The 16,494-nt window shown below is 65.1% G+C and carries 16 protein-coding genes; 9 read left to right on the forward strand and 7 right to left on the reverse strand.

Annotated features, from left to right (window positions below):
• Positions 1-2 precede the first annotated feature (2 nt).
• A complete protein-coding gene (locus tag AC0L3P_RS19675) occupies positions 3-416 on the reverse strand; it encodes a Zn-ribbon domain-containing OB-fold protein (protein ID WP_473304154.1) in 414 nt (137 codons plus the stop codon).
• Between the two features lie 173 nt (positions 417-589).
• On the opposite strand from AC0L3P_RS19675, the gene AC0L3P_RS19680 reads away from it, so the two are divergent.
• From AC0L3P_RS19680 to AC0L3P_RS19700, 5 genes are all read left to right on the forward strand, one after another.
• On the forward strand, positions 590-1,939 hold the full coding sequence (locus AC0L3P_RS19680) for an amidase (RefSeq protein WP_473304157.1): 1,350 nt from the start codon (positions 590-592) through the stop codon (positions 1,937-1,939).
• The gene (locus AC0L3P_RS19685) at positions 1,932-2,618 is read left to right on the forward strand and encodes a DUF2848 domain-containing protein (protein WP_473304159.1); all 687 of its coding nucleotides are present in this window, start codon (positions 1,932-1,934) and stop codon (positions 2,616-2,618) included. Before AC0L3P_RS19680 ends, AC0L3P_RS19685 begins: the two co-directional genes overlap by 8 nt.
• A 157-nt stretch (positions 2,619-2,775) precedes the next feature.
• Positions 2,776-3,522, forward strand: a complete 747-nt coding sequence (locus AC0L3P_RS19690) for a 2OG-Fe(II) oxygenase (protein ID WP_473304162.1) — start codon at positions 2,776-2,778, stop codon at positions 3,520-3,522.
• A gap of 9 nt (positions 3,523-3,531) precedes the next feature.
• Entirely contained in the window at positions 3,532-4,185 is a 654-nt protein-coding gene (alkB, locus tag AC0L3P_RS19695) for a DNA oxidative demethylase AlkB (RefSeq protein WP_354206987.1), read from the forward strand.
• A gap of 54 nt (positions 4,186-4,239) precedes the next feature.
• Entirely contained in the window at positions 4,240-5,481 is a 1,242-nt protein-coding gene (locus tag AC0L3P_RS19700) for an MFS transporter (RefSeq protein WP_473304166.1), read from the forward strand.
• Here the strand turns inward: AC0L3P_RS19700 and AC0L3P_RS19705 are convergent.
• From AC0L3P_RS19705 to hpaH, 6 genes are all read right to left on the reverse strand, one after another.
• The gene (locus tag AC0L3P_RS19705; protein ID WP_473304168.1) at positions 5,459-7,087 is read right to left on the reverse strand and encodes a thiamine pyrophosphate-dependent enzyme; all 1,629 of its coding nucleotides are present in this window, start codon (positions 7,085-7,087) and stop codon (positions 5,459-5,461) included. The two genes, AC0L3P_RS19700 and AC0L3P_RS19705, sit on opposite strands and share 23 nt — an antisense overlap.
• A gap of 25 nt (positions 7,088-7,112) precedes the next feature.
• On the reverse strand, positions 7,113-7,982 hold the full coding sequence (locus AC0L3P_RS19710) for a fumarylacetoacetate hydrolase family protein (RefSeq protein WP_473304170.1): 870 nt from the start codon (positions 7,980-7,982) through the stop codon (positions 7,113-7,115).
• 174 nt (positions 7,983-8,156) lie between these two features.
• Complete coding sequence (gene hpaD, locus AC0L3P_RS19715) at positions 8,157-9,140, reverse strand: 3,4-dihydroxyphenylacetate 2,3-dioxygenase (RefSeq protein WP_473304174.1); 984 nt, start codon at positions 9,138-9,140, stop codon at positions 8,157-8,159.
• A gap of 105 nt (positions 9,141-9,245) precedes the next feature.
• The gene (gene hpaE / locus AC0L3P_RS19720) at positions 9,246-10,784 is read right to left on the reverse strand and encodes a 5-carboxymethyl-2-hydroxymuconate semialdehyde dehydrogenase (protein ID WP_275170576.1); all 1,539 of its coding nucleotides are present in this window, start codon (positions 10,782-10,784) and stop codon (positions 9,246-9,248) included.
• Complete coding sequence (locus AC0L3P_RS19725) at positions 10,777-11,175, reverse strand: 5-carboxymethyl-2-hydroxymuconate Delta-isomerase (protein WP_275170577.1); 399 nt, start codon at positions 11,173-11,175, stop codon at positions 10,777-10,779. Before AC0L3P_RS19725 ends, hpaE begins: the two co-directional genes overlap by 8 nt.
• Before the next feature lie 30 nt (positions 11,176-11,205).
• Positions 11,206-12,012 (reverse strand): 2-oxo-hept-4-ene-1,7-dioate hydratase, encoded by an 807-nt coding sequence (hpaH, locus tag AC0L3P_RS19730; protein ID WP_275170578.1) that lies wholly within the window; start codon positions 12,010-12,012, stop codon positions 11,206-11,208.
• 109 nt (positions 12,013-12,121) lie between these two features.
• Here hpaH and hpaR point away from each other — a divergent pair, with 109 nt between their 5' ends.
• The 4 genes from hpaR to AC0L3P_RS19750 all read left to right on the forward strand — a co-directional run bounded on the left by hpaR (position 12,122) and on the right by AC0L3P_RS19750 (position 16,454).
• Entirely contained in the window at positions 12,122-12,640 is a 519-nt protein-coding gene (gene hpaR / locus AC0L3P_RS19735; protein WP_354057515.1) for a homoprotocatechuate degradation operon regulator HpaR, read from the forward strand.
• A 117-nt stretch (positions 12,641-12,757) separates the two neighbouring features.
• Positions 12,758-13,843, forward strand: a complete 1,086-nt coding sequence (locus AC0L3P_RS19740; protein WP_473304186.1) for a malate/lactate/ureidoglycolate dehydrogenase — start codon at positions 12,758-12,760, stop codon at positions 13,841-13,843.
• Between the two features lie 141 nt (positions 13,844-13,984).
• Positions 13,985-14,761, forward strand: a complete 777-nt coding sequence (locus AC0L3P_RS19745) for an HpcH/HpaI aldolase family protein (RefSeq protein WP_473304188.1) — start codon at positions 13,985-13,987, stop codon at positions 14,759-14,761.
• A gap of 169 nt (positions 14,762-14,930) precedes the next feature.
• Positions 14,931-16,454 carry a UxaA family hydrolase gene (locus AC0L3P_RS19750; protein ID WP_275170580.1) on the forward strand — a complete coding sequence of 508 codons (1,524 nt, stop codon included), beginning with the start codon at positions 14,931-14,933 and terminating at the stop codon, positions 16,452-16,454.
• Positions 16,455-16,494 lie beyond the last annotated feature (40 nt).

The raw sequence follows: 16,494 nt of genomic DNA on the forward strand, positions 1-16,494 counted from the left end.
GTCTATCCCTTCGCCGGACGGAATACGGGGAGGGTGATCTTGTCGTCGAGAGCTTCGAAGGCGACTTCGAGCTTCATGTCGAGTTCGAGCGCCTCCGGCGTCTGCGGGCAGTCGATGATGTTGCTCATCATCCGCGGCCCCTCGGCAAGCTCGACCACCGCGATCGCGTAAGGCGGCGCGAAGCCGGGCGCGGCGGGACGGTGGTTGATCACGTAGCTGTAGAGAAAGCCCTTGCCGCTCGCCTTGAAGATGCTGACCTTGCGCGAGGCGCAGGACGGGCAGAACGGGCGCGGCGGGAAATAGACATGCGCGCAGGCGTCGCAGCGCTGCAGGCGCAACTCGCCCGCCTTGGTGCCGTCCCAGAAATGCTGGGTCTCCGGCGTCGGTTTCGGTCGCGCGCGCCGCGGTTCGGCCATCTCGGCAGGTCCTCCCAAGGCCAAGCGAAGCCCGGCTGTTGCGATCTTGATGCGACAATCGACCATGGCGCGTCAACGGTCCAGCAATGCGCATGCATGCCATCATGCGCACAATGCTTGTGTCGAAGTGAGGCAGCGCTATACATTGCGCGCAAATATTCCGTGAGACAGACATGCCCAATTTTCCGACACTGACGAAGCTCGCCGAAGACCTCGAAAGCGGCCGCACCACCTCCCGCAAGCTGGTCGAGGCTTGCATCGCCAAAATCGCCGATCCGGCCGGCGAGGGGCCGCGTGCCTTCATCCATGTCGACAAGGATGCCGCGCTTGTGGCGGCGGATGCGATGGATGGTTTGCGCAAGGTGAAGGCAGCGCCCTCGCGCTATGCCGGTATCCCGGTCTCGATCAAGGATCTCTTCGACATCAAGGGCCAGGTGACGCGCGCCGGCTCCCGCGCGCTCGACGATTCCTCGCCGGCCGAACAGGATGCCCCCACGGTGGCGCGGCTGCGCAAGGCCGGCTTCGTCGTGATCGGGCGCACCAACATGACCGAGTTCGCCTATTCCGGCATCGGCATCAATCCGCATTACGGCACGCCAAAGGGCGTCTGGAACCGGGCCGAGGGCCACGTGCCCGGCGGCTCGTCCTCGGGCGCCGCGGTCTCCGTGCTCGACGGCATGGCGCATGGCGCGCTCGGCACCGATACCGGCGGCTCCTGCCGGATTCCGGCGGCCTATAACGGCATCGTCGGCTACAAGCCGACGCAGCGGCGCGTGCCGCTCGATGGGGCTGTGCCGTTGTCGTTCTCGCTCGACAGCATCGGGCCGCTGGCACGATCGGTCAGTTGCTGTGCCATTCTCGATGCCGTGCTCGCGAACGAGCCCATCGCCCCGCTGAAGCCGCGGCCTGTCAAGGGCATGCGGCTTGCGGTGCCGACCACCGTCGCCCTCGACGATCTCGACGCGGCTGTGACCGGGACATTCGAGCGGGCGCTCAAGAGTCTCGCCGATCACGGTGCGATCATCGAGCGCATCGAGATGGCCGAATTTCACGACATCGGACCGATGAACGCCAAGGGTGGCTTTGCGGCTTCCGAAAGCTACGCCTGGCATCGCTACCTGCTCACATCCAAGGGCGACGTCTACGATCCCAGAGTCTCCGTGCGTATCATGCGCGGCGAAGCGCAGAGCGCGGCGGACTACATCGATCTTCTCAACGAGCGCCGCTCGCTGATCGCCCGCGTCAATGCGCGCATCGCGTCCTATGACGCGCTGGTGCTGCCGACCACCGCCAACACGCCGCCGAAAATATCGGATCTTGCCGACGACAAGGCGTTCACCAGGGAAAACCTGCGGGCGCTCCGCAATTGCACCCTGATCAACATGATCGACGGCTGCGCCATCTCGCTGCCGGCGCACCGCGAGGGTGAGATTCCCGTCGGTCTGATGCTGGCGGGCGCGGGCGGATCGGACCGCCGTATCTTCGAGCTTGCTGCCGGCATGGAGGCCGTAATTCGTGTTTGACCTGACTTTCACCGTTGACGCCCAGGACACCACCACGCCGCTGACGCTGGCGATCGACCAGATGGTCATCGCCGGCTGGACCGGCCGCGATCCGGTCGCGCGCGACAAGCACATTGCCGAGCTGCAGGAGATGGGTATCGCCCCGCCGGCCTCGACGCCGATCTACTATCGCGCCTCGGCGCGGCGGCTGACCCAGGAAGACAGCATCGAGTGCACCGGCGGCGATTCCTCCGGCGAAGTCGAGTTCGTGCTGATCGGCTGGCAGGGCCGCATCTTCGTCGGCTGCGGCTCCGACCACACCGACCGCAAGGTCGAGGCCTACAACGTCACGGTGTCCAAGCAGATGTGCGACAAGCCGATCGCATCCACGCTGTGGGAGCTTGAGGACGTCATCGGCCATTGGGACAGGATGATCCTGCGCTCCTGGGCCACGATCAAGGGCGAGCGCGTGCTCTACCAGGAGGGCACGCTCGACGCGATGCTGCCGGTCGCCGGCCTCATCGCGCGTGGCTTCGAGGGTGGAAAATTCCCCGATGGCTGCGCCATGTTCGGCGGCACCTTCGCAGCCAAGGGCGGCATCCGGCCCGCCGACCGTTTCGATTTCGAGCTGGAAGACCCCGTGTTGAAGCGGACGATTAGGCACGGTTATGACGTGGTGACGCTGCCGGTGCGAGGCTGATACGCCTCCGCACCGTCATTGCGAGCGAAGCGAAGCAATCCAGACTGGTTCCGCGGTGGCAGTCTGGATTGCTTCGTCGCAAGAGCTCCTCGCAATGACGAGGAGAGAGTCGGGAATCGGGTGGCAGAGGGCGGGTGGGCTTGCGAAAGTCAGAGCCATGACAGCAACAGCACGCAAATCGCCTCAGTCCCCATCAGCGGATATTGCCGCTCGCGTCGATGCCCTCGACTGGCCCCAGATCACCGGCGAACTCGACACCCATGGCAGCGCCGTCCTGAAGGGCCTGCTCGCGCCGAATCAATGCCGCGCCGTCGCCGCGCTCTATCCCGACGACGCCAACTTCCGCAGCCGCATCGTCATGGGCCGCCACGGCTTTGGCCGCGGCGAGTACAAATATTTCTCCTATCCGCTGCCCGACCTGATCGCGCAGCTGCGCCCGGCGCTCTACGGGCATCTCCAGGGCGTCGCCAATCGCTGGAACGAGGCGATGGGAATCGACATCCGCTACCCCGCCGAACACGCGGCATTTCTGAAACGCTGCCACGAGGCCGGGCAGGCGCGGCCGACGCCGCTGCTGCTGCAATACGAGACGGGCGATTTCAACTGCCTGCATCAGGATCTCTATGGCGAGCACGTGTTCCCGCTCCAGGTCGCGATCCTCTTGTCCGAGCCCGGCCGCGATTTCACCGGCGGCGAGTTCGTGCTGACCGAGCAGCGACCGCGCATGCAGTCCCGCGCCGAGGTGGTTCCGCTTGCGCAGGGCGACGCGGTCGCCTTCGCTGTGCATCATCGCCCGGTGCAGGGGACACGCGGCACCTACCGCGTTAATCTCCGCCATGGCGTCAGCCGGATTCGCTCTGGCCAGCGCCACACGCTGGGTGTGATCTTTCACGATGCCAAATGAGCGCTGCGATTGACGGCTGATCTGTTCGACAATGTTGCCGAGGCGCAGCCGTCACGCGAGGAGATCGCCGACGGCGCTGTGCTGTTGCGCGGCTTCGTCAAGCCGATCGAGAGCGAGCTGATCGAAGCCGTGCGCGCCATCGTGGCGCAGTCGCCGTTCCGTCGCATGACCACGCCCGGCGGGCATCTGATGTCGGTGGCCATGACCAATTGCGGCGAGCGCGGCTGGATCACCGATCATACCGGCTATCGCTATGATCCCATCGACCCGCGGACCGGCGCGCCGTGGCCGGCGATGCCGCCCGTGCTCCGCGATCTCGCCCGCCGTGCGGCGGAGCAGGGCGGCTTTGCCGGCTTCGCGCCCGATGCCTGCCTCGTCAACCGCTACGAGCCCGGCACGCGACTGTCACTGCATCAGGACAAGGACGAGCTGGATTATTCAGCGCCGATCGTCTCGGTCTCGCTCGGCCTACCTGCGACCTTCCTGTTCGGCGGCATGGCGCGCAGCGACAAGCCGCGGCGCTTCCGGCTAGTGCATGGTGACGTCGTGGTCTGGGGCGGGCCCAGCAGGCTCGCCTATCACGGCGTGGCGCCGCTCTCCGACGGCGAGCACGCGCTGCTCGGGCGCAAGCGGATCAATTTGACGTTCCGAAAGGTCCGCTGACGCGTTTCCTCGCAGCCCCCGCTCGTCTAAGCTTCCGGCGGGGGAGACGGCGATATGGCGACCACACAGCTCTCGGCCGGCACTGGCGCGGCCAACCGCACCGGCCTGTATCTGGCCGTGCTGCAACTGGCGTTCACGCTTGGCTGGACCACCTACGTCGTCTATCTGCCAAAGCTCGCGGCTGAGGTCGGCATCGCGCCGTCAGCCGTCATCTTCATCCTGATGCTGGACCAGGCGATCTTCACCATCGCCGATACCGTGATGGGGATCGCCGCCGACAAGATCGCTCCCCATCTCGGCAGGCTTGGCCTGTTCGTCGGGCTCCTGGCCGCGATCTCCTGCGGCGCGTTCGTCGCGCTGCCTTTCGTCGCAGGGCGCGGCGTGGCCGCGCAGGGGTGGTTCATTGCCCTGATCGTGGTCTGGTCGATCACCTCGTCCGCGTTGCGCGCGCCACCGCTGACCCTGCTCGGCAGATACCGCGCCCGGCCGCAGGTGCCGTTCCTCGCCGCGCTCGCGATGCTCGGCTATGGCGTCGCTGGCGCGGTCTCGCCCTATCTCGGCGTGGTGCTGCGCGAGCACGACGCGCGGCTACCCTTCGTGATATCGAGCGCAGTGCTGCTGTTGACCGCGCTCGGACTGTCACGGATCGAGCACGACGTGGCCCGCGACACCGCGCCGCCGACACCGGCCGAGGCAGCAAAGCCGCTTGGCCTTGTGCCGATCGCCTTCATCGTCGCGATGGTGGCGCTCGCGCTCGGCTATCAGTTGCACTTCGCTCTGAACAGCGCGCCGTTCTACCTGCGCTTTGCCAAGCCGGATGAGCTGCAATGGCTGATGCCGGTGTTCTGGATCGGTTTCAACATTGCGATGTTTCCGGCAAGCCTCGTCGTCAAGCACCGTGGCGGCGTGATCGTGATGGGCGCGGCCGGACTGCTTGGAGCGGTCGCGATTGCTGCGGCCGAATTCGCCGGCAGCCTCAACACGCTGATCGTCGCGCAGTTTCTCGCCGGCGCGGCGTGGGGCTGCATGCTGATGAGCGCGATCTCGGCCGCGTTGGCGATCGGCTCGACCGGCGCGGAGGGAAAGGTGACCGGCCTCGTCTTCTCGGCGCTGGCAGTCGGGACCTTCGCGCGGATGGCGGCGGTCGCCGGCGGCTTGCAGAAAATGCCTGACTACGCGCCGCTGCTGCACTGGGCCCCGGTCGCCTGCTGGGCGGTCGCAGGCGCGGGCCTGCTGGTGATCGCGGCGGCGCGGCTACAGGGCGGCGTTCACCTCAAGACTTCGGCGGGTGGATGAACGTCCACGGGCTGACTTCCGAATCTCGCATCACTTCGACCGAGATCAGATACGGCCCGCCATGGGCCAGCGCCTTCTCCATCGCCGCCTTGAACTGGTCCGGCGCGGTGACGCGCGCGGATGCGACGCCAAACGACTCCGCGAGCTTGACGAAATCCGGATTGACCAGATCCGACGCCACCACGCGGCCGTCGAAGCGCTCGCGCTGGTCGCGGCGGACATTGCCGTAGGCGTTGTTGTTGAACACCAGCGTCACCACGCCGATGTTGAACTGCACGGCGGTGGCGAGCTCCTGCACACCGAACATGAAGCCGCCGTCGCCGGTGATCGCCACCACCGGCTTGTCGGGATTTGCGACCTTGGCCCCGAGCGCGGTCGGGAAACCCGAGCCGAGCGTGCCCTGATAGCCTGAGGTGATGAAGGTGCGCGGCTCGTAGATCGGGAAGCCGTACCAGGAGGCGAAGCCAAACTGCGACAATTCATCTGTCACGATCGCGTTCGCCGGCAGCACCTCGCGCAGGATGTTGAGATACGCCATCTGCGGCTGGATGCGCTGGATCTCGGCTTGCGCCGTCGCAGTCACTTCCCGGATGTCTCCCCGCCGACCGCTGGTCCTGGCGTAGCCGGCCTTCTTCACGGCGGCGACGAGATCGGCCGCGCCGGTTTTGGCGTCGGCGACGATAGCGACATCGGAGGCGAGCCGCCGCATCTCGGCGGGATCGATATCGACACGAATGGATTTCAGCCCCTTCGGCTGATACGGCCAGCGGAAGCCTGACGCCGGCAGTTCGGCGCGCGTGCCGATCGCGATCATCAAATCGGTTGTCGGCCATAGCTTGTAGGCCGCCGCCATCGTGAGTCCTAGCTCATGCGCATTGGAGACGATGCCGCGGCCGCTGCGGAAGGCGACGACAGGTGCGTCGATCATCTCGGCGAGTTCGAGAATTTCCTCGCGCGCTTCGATCGCGCCGCTGCCGACGAAGATCATCGGCGCCTTGCTGTTCTTGATCAGCGCGGCCGCCTGTTTGATCATATCAGGGTCGGGCTGCGGCGCGGGCAAGGGCTCCAGCACCTGTGCTGCAGCCGTGTCCGCGCGTTGGGTGAAGACGTCCCAGGGCATCTCGACCGAGGCGGGGCCACGCCGTCCGGACGTCATCTCCTGGAAGGCGCGCGCGACCGTGGTCGGCGCGTTGCCGGGATATTCGATGCGGTCCGCCCATTTCACATAGGTGCGCAAGGTCGCGAGCTGGTCCGGCATCTCGTGCAGGTGGCCGCGGCCCTTGCCCAGAAACTGCGTCGGCACCTGGCCGGTGACGCACAACACCGGCTCGTTGCAGCCGAAGGCGGTGAGCAGTGCCGCGCTGGCGTTGAGCACGCCGGGACCCGGCACCACGCTGAACACGCCGGGCCTGCCGCTGGAGCGCGCATAGCCGAACGCCATGTAGCCGCAGGCCTGCTCGTGCCGCGCGCCGATCACCTTGAGCTGAGCCTGGTGGAAGGCGTCGAACAGACCGTAGACCTGCGCGCCTGGCAGGCCGAACACGGTGTCGACTCCGTGGGCGACAAGGCCGCTTACGATCGCTTCGCCGCCGGTGAGGGTGGTCATGGCACTATTCCATTTCAATCAGTGTTCAGGCTTCGTCGACGACGCCGTTGCGCAAGGCTCCGATGCCTTCGGCCGCAACTTCGACGACATCGCCGGGCTTCAGATAACGCGGCGGATCGAACCGCGCGCCGGCGCCGGTCGGCGTGCCCGTGACGATGACGTCGCCGGGAACGAGTGTTGCGAAGGTGGAGATATAGCTGATGAGATAGCGGAACGGAAACATCAATCGGCTGGTGCGGTCGTCCTGCCGCAGCTCGCCGTTGACATGTGTGGTGAGGCGGATGTCGGCGATCTGCGATTCCTGCGTGTAGGGCACCAGCCACGGGCCGAGGCTGCCGCTGGAATCGAAGTTCTTGCCCTGCGTGACGTTGAACTTGGCATGGCGCAGCCAGTCGCGCACCGAGCCTTCGTTGCAGAGCGTCAGCGCGGCGATGTGATCGAGCGCGGCGCTTTCCGCAATGTGCCGGCCGGCCTTGCCGATCACCAGCACGATCTCGCCCTCATAGTCGAGCTGTGCGGATGCGTGCGGGCGCACCAGCGGCGTGTCATGGCCGACGAAGGAACGCGGCGAGCGCATGAACATGCTCGGATATTTCGGTGCGTCCTGGCCGTCCTTGTACTCGGCGTTACGATCAGGGTAGTTGACGCCGATGCAGATGATCTTTTCCGGCGCGGGTACCGGCGGCAGCCAGATGATATCGCCGAGCGCGTGATCGGGCGTGCGGCCGGCGGCTTCTTCGGCGAGGCTCGCGAGCTTTCCTGCCGCGATCACCTCGCGCAGCGTCGGATAATCTTTGGCGTGGCGCGCGGAGAGCTCGACAACGCCGCCATCGACGACGGCGCCGTACTTCGTTTCACCCTTGACGGAATAGGTGGCGAGGCGAGGGAGGTTCATTTGCTGCTCTTCATTCCTCGTCGTCCCGGCGAAGGCCGGGACCCATACCGCGTGATCTCTCGATTGGAGAAGGTAGAAGTACCGAACAACGTGTCTTCGCCAAACGTCTCCCTGTGGCTATGGGTCCCGGCTTTCGCCGGGACGACGGCTTGGGAAGCTCGACAGTCACTGACATTAATCCGCCACCAGCACGTCGGCCACGAACTTCGGCTCACGCACGGCTTGCCCGGAGAACGGCGAGCCCTGCTCGAACCAGGAGCGCGGGGCCGGCGCGCCCCATAATGTCTGGCGGCGCGGATCGCGCAGCGACCAGCGCAGCGGCTCGTGGTCGTGGTCGCCGGTGAAATAGTCGCTGGTGTAGAGCTCGAGCCTGTGACCGTCGGGGTCGCGGACGTAGAGGAAGAACGCATTCGAGATGCCGTGGCGGCCGGGTCCACGCTCGATGTTCTTCACGAAGCCTTGCGAGGCCATGACGTCGCAGAGATGGATGATGTTCATCGCCGTCGGCGTCCAGTAGGCGAAGTGGTGCAGCCGCGGGCCCTTGCCGTTGGTGATGGCAAAATCGTGGACATTGCCCTTGCGATGCATCCAGGCCGCGGCGATGCGCCCGTTCGGTCCGTCCTCCTCGGCGTATTCGGTGAGACGAAAGCCGAGCCGGGCATAGAATTCGACGGTGTCCTGCACCTCGGCGGCGAACACGTTGAAATGGTCGAGCCGCTGCGGATGGCAGCCCCTGTAGAGATCGTAGCGGCGCAGCAGATGCGGCCGCCGGTCCATCGACGCATACAGCTCGATCTGGAAGCCGAAGGGGTCGATGAACTGCAACGTGCGGCCCTGGAAGGGCTGATCGACGAAGGCGTAGCCAAGACCGTTCTCGGACAGGAACTTCGCGGCCTTCTCCAGATCCCCGTCATTGCCGACCTTGAAGCCGAGGCGGTTGCAGGCAGGCGCCGCCGCCTTGCGCAACACCAGCGAGTGGTGCTGATGCTCCTCGGCGGCGCGCAAGTAGACGACCTTGTCGTCGGCGTCCTCGACATGCAGGCCGACAACGCTTTCATAGAACTCGCGGCTGAGCTTCAGGTCGGTGACGTCCAGCACGGCGTGGCTGGAGCGGATGATGTTGAACGGCGGCTCGAAGATATGTTGCGGTACGGGCATTGCGTTTCCCCTCTCTAGACCCGGTCATTCCGGGGCGTTCCCTTAGGACCGAACCCGGAATCTCGAGGTTCCGGGTTCGCTTCGCGCCCCGGAACGACGGTGGCTCTAAATTCCCAGCTTCTGAATCTTGTGCGTGCCTCGCGCGAGCGAGACGTGCTTGGTTTCCATGTAGAAATCGAACGAGTAATCGCCGCCGTCGCGTCCGATGCCCGAGGCCTTCATGCCGCCGAACGGCGTCGGCAGATGGCGGACGTTTTCCGAGTTCAGCCAGATCATGCCGGCTTCCAGCGCATCAGCGACACGCAGCGCGCGGCCGACATCGTTGGTCCAGACATAGCCGGTCAGGCCATAGCGGATGTCATTGGCGATCTCGATCGCGTCTGCTTCGTCCTTGAAGGGCAGCACGGTGAGGAAGGGGCCGAACACCTCTTCCTGCGCCACGCGCATCTTGCCATGCGCGCCGGTCACCAGGGTCGGCTCGACATAATGTCCGCCGCCCGGGCCGTCATAGGCCTTGCCGCCGACCGCGATCGTCGCGCCGTCCTGGCGTGCGACGTCGAAATATGAGCAGACTTTTGCGAGGTGCCGCTCGTGGATCAGCGGCCCGATCTCGGTTGCGGGATTGAGGGGATGGCCGACCTTCAGCGCTTTCACCCGCGCGGTCAGCTTCTCGATGAACTTTTCGGCGACGCCGGCCTGGATCAGCAGGCGGCTCGACGACGTGCAGCGCTCGCCGTTGAGAGAGTAGATCATGAACACGACGGCATCGAGCGCGCGGTCGAGATCGGCGTCGTCGAACACGATCACCGGGTTCTTGCCGCCGAGTTCGAAATGCACGCGCTTCAAGGTCGGCGCGCCCTGAACCATGATCGCCGAGCCCGTCGAGCTTTCGCCGACAAAGCCGATCGCCTTGATGGCGGGATGCTCTGTCAGCGCCTTGCCGGCCTCTTCGCCGAAGCCGTGGACGGTGTTGAGCACACCGTCGGGAACGCCGGCTTCCTTGACGAGCTTTGCCAGGATAGCCGCCGTGATCGGCGACCATTCCGCCGGCTTGTGCACGACGGTGCAGCCGGCTGCGAGGGCAGGGGCGATCTTCCAGGTCGAGAGCATGAACGGCGTATTCCACGGCGTGATCACGCCGACCGGGCCGATCGGCACGCGGGTCGAGATGTTCCAATGCTCGTCGCTCGGCGTGTTCTGGCCGTCGCGCGCCTCGCCGCATCGGTCGGCAAAGAAGCGGAAATTCTCGGCGGCGCGGATCGCGGCCTTGGCCATGAAGCGATAGGCCTGGCCGGTGTCGATGCATTCGAGCACCGCGATGTCCTCGGCATTGTCCTCGATGGCGTCAGCGACGCGATGCAGCAGCTTCTTCCGCATCGCCGGCGCCATGTCGCGCCAAGACTTGAAGGCAAGTGCGGCAGCGGTGGCGGCGCGATCGATATCCTCGGCGTTGCCGCGGGCGACGCTCGCGAGTGTCGCGCCGTCGACTGGCGATTTCGTCTCAAACGTCTCGCCTGAGATCGACGGCACGATCTTGCCGTCGATCATGTGGCCGATGCCGTCGGCGCGCAGCGTCTTCAGCAGCGGTGCGATGCGGTCGCGATTGGCCTGGAACACATCGGCTTTCGGCGTGGGCTTATCCATGGGCGGCCTCCGCTTTCAGGGCGTCGTGGATGTTGTTGCGCTTCCAGCTCGTGTCCTTGTCGTTGATCTGCATGTCGAACGAGAGGGCGAATTTCGAGCTTGCGAACACGGGATCGAGATGCCGGGAGAGCGCCTGGAAGACATGCTCGCCGGCCTCTTCGCGGGTTTTGAGGTCACGGCCTTCGCCAATGCGCAGCACCATGTCGAGAAAGCCGTAGTCCTGCCGCGCGTCCGCGATCGCATAATGCTCGCATTTGACGGCGCGGACGCGGATGCCGCCGAGCGGGAAGATGCCGGTCTCGACCGCGGCCTTGCGCACCACCTCGCACGCCGCGCCGATGTCGAGGCGGTCGTCGAGATTGGCCGAATATTCGATCGTGAAATGCGGCATCGCGGTTTCACTCCCTGTTTTTTTGTTCGTCTAAGCGAAGTAGCAGCTCACCGAGCCGTAGGCGCCATAATCGGCCTGAATTGTGTCGCCCTTGCGGGTCTCGATCGGACGGATGAAAGAGCCGGCGAGCACGATTTGTCCGGGCTCAAGCGCAAGGCCGAGCGGTGCGATCTTGTTGGCGAGCCAGGCGACGGCAGTCGCGGGATGATTGAGCACGCCCGCGGCAAGGCCGGTTTCCTCGAGCTGGCCGTTCTTGAAACAGAGCGCACCGATCCAGCGCAAATCAGCATCCAGCGGGCGGATCGGCCGACCGCCGAGCACGATGCCGGCATTGGCCGCGTTATCGGCGATGGTGTCGAAGATCTTTCGCGTCGCCTTGGTCCGGGGATCGACGCGCTCGATGCGCGTGTCCAGAATCTCCAGCGCCGGCACGACGAAATCGGTGGCGTTGAGCACGTCGAACAGGGTGCAGTCAGGGCCCGCGAGGCGCTTGCTCATGACGAAGGCGAGCTCGGCTTCCACGCGCGTCGCGATGAAGCGCTCCGTCGGGACGAGGCCGCCATCGGCGAAGAACATGTCGTCGAGCAATACGCCGGAATCCGGCTCATTGATTCCAAGCGCGCTCTGCATCGCCTTCGAGGTCAGGCCGATCTTGTGTCCCCTGACGATGCGCCCCTCGGCAATCTTGACGTCGACCCAGGCCTTCTGAATCGCGTAGGCATCAGCGATGCTGATGGCGGGAAAGTCCTGCGACAGCTGCCGGATCTGCGTACGGGTCTTCTCCGCCTGATGCAGACGGCTCGCGCAAGCTCGGATATCGTCGTTGGAAAGCGCCATTTGTGATCTTACAAAATGTGGAGCTCGAAGATACTTAACATGTTAAGTGAATGCGTCAACGCTATTTTGGCTTGCTGCACTGCAAACGTTTTGCGGTTGAAGGGGCATCATCGTGAAGAGACCGGCTGATCCAGCGGACGACGGCGCCACCGCCGCGCGACAGGTGCCGATGCGCGACTTCTCGCGTTCGTTGCCGATGTCGTTGCTGCGGGCACGCGAAGCCGTGATGCGGCAATTCCGTCCCTCGTTGCGTGAGCATGGGTTGACCGAGCAGCAATGGCGCATTCTGCGCGCGCTCGCGGCGATCGACACGGTCGAGGTCACGGAACTCGCGCGCACCGCGTTCCTGCTCGGCCCGAGCCTGTCGCGCATCCTGCGCGATCTGGAGGCGCGCAACCTGATCGAGCGCAAGACCGCCAAGGCGGACCAGCGCCGCAGCATGGTCTCGATCTCGGAAAAAGGCGTGAAGCTGATGGCGTCCGTGGCGCCGTCCTCCGAAGCGATCTATGCGGAGATCACGCGCCGCTTTGGCGCGCGCAAGCTCGTCGAGTTGCAGGGGATGCTCGGCGAGCTCGAACAAAGTCTCGCAGGGCTCGGTGCCGGCGAGGAGGCAAGTGCCGAGGAGTGAAAGCAGATATGCGCGAGCGCGCGGCAACAATCATGGACATCGCCGCATTTTTTCGCTCAAGTGCCGCTCAAGCCGATGACTGCAAAATCGGCGCCAGGTAGAGGCAAACAGACCCTCATGGTCACCATCCAGGTTCAGAAGCTGATCGACTTCGTCACCGAGGTCTTCGCGCATGCGCAGTCGTCGCCTGACGAAGCCCGGCGCATCGCCACTTATCTAACCGCGGCGAATCTGACCGGCCATGACAGCCACGGCGTGATCCGCGTCCCCCTCTATATCCGTTGGCAGAAGTCCGGCGCGGTCGTGCCCAACCAGAACGCCGAAATCGTGCTCGACACGCCCTCGCTCGCGGTGGTCGACGGCAGGTTCGGCTACGGCCAGACCGTGACGCCGCAGGCGGTCCGGATCGGCATCGAGAAGTGCAGGAAGGCGGGACTTGCCGCCGTCGCGCTGCGCAATGCCGGCCATATCGGCCGCGTCGGCGATTGGGCCGAGATGGCCGCCGCCGAAGGACTGATCTCGGTTCATTTCGTCAATGCCGCAGGCTCGCTGCTGGTGGCGCCGTTCGGTGGCGTCGAGAAACGGCTCTCCACTGCCCCCTATTGCGTCGGCATTCCGCGCGAGGGCCAGGATCCGATCGTGCTTGATTTTGCGACCTCAGTCGTGGCCGAAGGCAAGGTGCTGGTCGCGAGCCGCGGCGGCAAGAAGCTGCCGAAGGGCGCGCTGGTCGATGCCGACGGCAGCCTGAGCGAGGAGCCGGCCGTGCTCTACGGGCCCTACACGCCGGACGGGCCGCGCGATCACACCAAGGGAACGGGCGCAATCCGTGCGTTCGGCGAGCACAAGGGCTCGGGCCTTGCCTTCATGTGCGAGCTGCTCGGCGGCGCCTTGACCGGAACCGGGGCCACGTCCGGGGGTCGGCGCTTCGCCAACGGCATGCTGGCCTTCTACGTCGATCCGAAAGTGGTCGATACCTCCCATGTCTTCGACGCAGAGGTGTCGCGCTATGCCGACTTCATCCGTGCCACCAAGCCGGTGGCCGGGGTCGACCAGGTGCTGATTCCCGGCGACCCCGAGCGGAAAACCCGGGCTGAGCGGACCCGAAACGGCATCCCCTTGCCGGATGACACCTGGGCGGCAATAGTGAATACCGCCCGCGAGGTCGGCGTCAGCGAAGTCAGCATCCAGAGGGCGACCGCATAGGTCTTGCGTCATTGCGAGCGTAGCGCGACGCGCCAGTTCGCGGTAACAGCGGTTGTGCTGTCGCGACGCTCGTCATGGTGACGATGGTCCAAATCACACGGTCCAAATAACACGGTCCGAACAACAAAGAAGGAAGGCAACGTGGCGAACAAGGTCAAGGAAATCTGGAAGTCGGGCAAGGCCGTGGTCAACGCGTGGCTCGCGATTCCCTCCGGCTTCTCGGCCGAGATGATCGCGCAATGCGGCTTCGACAGCGTCACCATCGACATGCAGCATGGCGTGCAGGATTATCTGTCGATGGTGCAGTGCTTCCAGGCGATGGACAAGCACCCGATCACGCCGATGGTCCGCGTGCCCTGGAACGAGCCCGGCATCATCGGCAAGGTGCTCGATGGCGGCGCCTATGGCGTGATCTGCCCGATGGTCAACACGCCGCAGGAAGCCAGGAACCTCGTCTCCTATTCCAAGTACCCGCCGAAGGGCGTGCGCTCCAACGGCCCGATCCGCGCCGGCATGTACGGCACCGCCGGCTCCTACCAGAAGACGGCCAACGACGACATCGTGCTGCTGCCGATGATGGAGACCAGGACCGCGGTCGAGAACATGGAAGCGATCTTCGACGTCGAAGGCATCGACGGCGTCTATATCGGCCCGTCCGACCTCGGCTTCTCCTACGGCCTCGAGCCGAAGCTCGATCGCACCGAGCCCGAGATCCTCGCGATCTACGAGAAGATCATCAAGGAGTGCGGCAAGCGCGGCCTCAACCCGGGCATCCATTGCAGCGGCGCCGAGGGTGCCGCGCGCGCCATCAACATGGGCTTCAAGCTGGTGACGCTCTCGAACGAGGTCGGCCTGATGACGACCTACGCCAAGATGCAGGTCAACGCCACCCGGAAGGATTCCGGCGGCAAGGCCTGATCTCTCTCTGTGTCCCGGACGCGGTGCGGCGCGTAGCGCCGCTCCGCAGAGCCGGGACCCAGAAGCCAGTGAAGCAAATTACGTAAACAACCGGGCCCCGGCTCAGCAGCGCGCCGTTTCACGCTGCGCTGCGTTCGGGGCACGATAGTTTCGATACAGGAGACCTCCCATGACTATCAGCCCCGTCATTCGCCTGCATCCCGATGATGGCGTGCTGATCGCGCGCGCGAGCCTGCCGCCGGGAACGGTAGTCGCCGACGGCGTGACCACGGTCGAGCGCATTCCCTCCGGCCACAAGGTCGCGATCAAGCCGATCGCAGTCGGGGAGCCGGTGATCCGCTACGGCCAGATCATCGGCTTTGCGACCACGCCGATCGCGCCGGGCCAGCACGTGCACGTGCAGAACTGCGGCATGGGCGATTTCGCCAAGGACTATGCCTATTGCGCCGACGTCAAGCCGACGCCGAATTTCGATCTGCCGGCGAGCTTCGAAGGCATCCGCCGCCCGGACGGCCGCGTCGCCACGCGCAACTATATCGGCATTCTCACCTCGGTGAATTGCAGCGCGCATGTCGCAAGCCTCGTCGCCGATGTGTTCAAGAAGAATCCGTTCACCGGCGACAATCCGCTGGCCGATTTCCCTAATGTCGACGGCGTGGTCGCGCTGACCCACAAGACCGGCTGCGGCATGACGCAGAACGAGCCCTTAGCGCTGCTCCGCCGCACGCTCGGCGGCTATGCGCGGCACGTGAACTTCTCTCATGTCATCGTGCTCGGCCTCGGCTGTGAAGTGAACCAGATCGGCGGCCTGATGGAGGAGCAGAAGCTCGCGGGACGTCTGCGCGCGATGGACATCCAGGAGGTCGGCGGCACCCGCAAAACGGTGGAGGCGGGTATCGCCTTCGTGCGCGAAGCACTTGCGGAGTCGAACAAGGTGAAGCGCGAGTCCGTCCCGGTGAGCGAATTGACCGTGGCGCTGCAATGCGGCGGCTCGGACGGCTATTCCGGTGTCTCCGCCAATCCGGCGCTGGGTGCGGCCAGCGATCTCATCGTGCGTCACGGCGGCACCGTGATCCTGTCGGAGACGCCGGAGACCTATGGCGCCGAACATCTGCTCACGCGCCGCGCCGTCAGCCGCGAGGTCGGCGAGAAGCTGGTCGATCTCATGCGCTGGTGGGACGAATACACGACGCGCGAAGGCGCCGAGATGAACGCCAATCCGAGCCCGGGCAACAAGGCCGGCGGTCTCACCACCATTTTGGAGAAGTCGCTCGGCGCGATGGCGAAGGCCGGCACCACCAACCTCGTCGAAGTGCTGCGCTACGCCGAACCCATTACCAAGAAGGGTTTCGTGTTCATGGACACGCCCGGCTACGATCCGGTTGCCGCGACCGGTCAGGTCGCCGGCGGCGCCAATCTGGTCTGCTTCACCACGGGCCGTGGCAGTGTGTTCGGCTGCAAGCCGGCGCCCTCGATCAAGCTCGCCACCAACACGCCGATGTACAAGCGCATGGAAGAGGACATGGACGTCAATTGCGGCACCATCCTCGAAGGCGAGGAGAGCGTCCAGCAGTGCGGCCAGCGCATTTTCGATCTCATCCTCAAGACCGCGTCCGGGCAGCCGACCAAGAGCGAGAGTTTTGATTTCGGCGGCGCCGAGTTCGCGCCATGGGTGTTGGGCGCGACGATGTAGTCCCCTCGTTGCGCGTCGGCGGTAGCCCCACACTGCAAGC

The sequence above is a fragment of the Bradyrhizobium sp. WSM4874 genome (assembly GCF_055811835.1).